This window comes from Lactococcus ileimucosae (assembly GCF_943193185.1).
In the GTDB taxonomy this organism is placed as follows: Bacteria; Bacillota; Bacilli; order Lactobacillales; family Streptococcaceae; genus Lactococcus; species Lactococcus ileimucosae.
The window spans coordinates 1-1,149 of the sequence record NZ_CALPDE010000062.1 but is presented as its reverse complement, the minus strand read 5'-3'; the positions used below and the strand labels follow the sequence as shown (position 1 = coordinate 1,149).

Sequence of the window (1,149 nt, the reverse complement as noted above, 5' to 3'; positions counted from 1 at the left end):
CGCTGGCGCGACGGCAAACTGTGGCTGGCCAAGCAAAAAGACCCGCTGGCTATCCGCTGGAGCCGGTCTTTTTCCGGCACGCCGAGCAGTATCACGGTGAGCTGTGACACCGCTGGCCGTTACCATGTCAGTTTTTTGGTGGAGGAAGCGGCCACACCACTGCCGGTCACCCCCAACATGGTCGGCATTGATCTGGGGCTGACGCACCGCGTCATCACCAGTGACGGCGACAAAATCCCCAACCCGCGTTTTTTGCGGCGCACTGAGCGTAAGCTGGCACGGGCGCAACGGAACCTGTCGCGTAAACAGAAAGGGTCGCAGAACCGCGCCAAAGCGCGGCATCGGGTCGCCAGGGTGCATGCCAGGCTGGCCGACCAGCGTCGTGCCGCCACCCACAAACTTTCCACGCAGCTTATTCACGAGAACCAAGTCATTGCTGCCGAAAGCTTGCAAATCAAGAACATGGTCAAAAACCGCTCGCTGGCCAGGGCCATCAGCGACGTGGGCTGGCATCAGCTCACCCAACAACTGACGTACAAGGCCGAACGGTACGGGCGCGATTTCGTCCAGATCGACAAGTGGTATCCCAGCTCGAAGCGTTGTTTTCACTGTGGTCATATCACCGAGAAGATGCCACTGAACGTCCGCACCTGGGACTGCCCTGGCTGTGGCACCCAAGGCATTGACCGCGACGTAAACGCTGCCCGCAACATACTGCAATCGGGCAAAGCCATTCTGGCCGGGGCTGACAAGCTTCGCCAGCATGAGAAAACTACCGTGGGGCTCACGGGAGGTTAAGCCTGTGGAGCTTGTGTAAGACCTGAGGTGCTATCACCAAAGGCAACGGGCTGCGAAGCAGGAACCTGGAAGGCAGCAACCAGGGAGTCCCCTTCCTTTCCGTTGTCAGACGGCAGCGCAAGCTGAGGGAGGGGAGGAGGTCAAGAGGCTGTAAACACTGTAAGCGATCGAGGCGACCGCTAGTGCAAGCAGTAAAGCGGATATGGGGCGTGTGAAAAATAGAGTCCAGTCAGTGCTGGTTTGAAAGGCATGCCTTAAATTCGTTTCGGCAATGGGGCCCAGCACAACACCTGGCACAAGAGGTGCAAGAGGGTAGTCCAGTTTTTTCAATATATATCCGACAATGCCAAT

General features: G+C 57.8%; 1 protein-coding gene and 1 pseudogene. One reads left to right on the top strand and one right to left on the bottom strand.

Annotated features, from left to right (window positions below; all coding sequences use genetic code 11):
- On the top strand, positions 1–798 hold a 798-nt coding region (locus tag NFR51_RS11045), incomplete at its 5' end, for an RNA-guided endonuclease InsQ/TnpB family protein (protein WP_251713626.1).
- A 105-nt stretch (positions 799–903) separates the two neighbouring features.
- Here NFR51_RS11045 and NFR51_RS11040 read toward each other — a convergent pair.
- Positions 904–1,149: pseudogene (locus NFR51_RS11040) on the bottom strand (hypothetical protein); the annotation flags it as partial.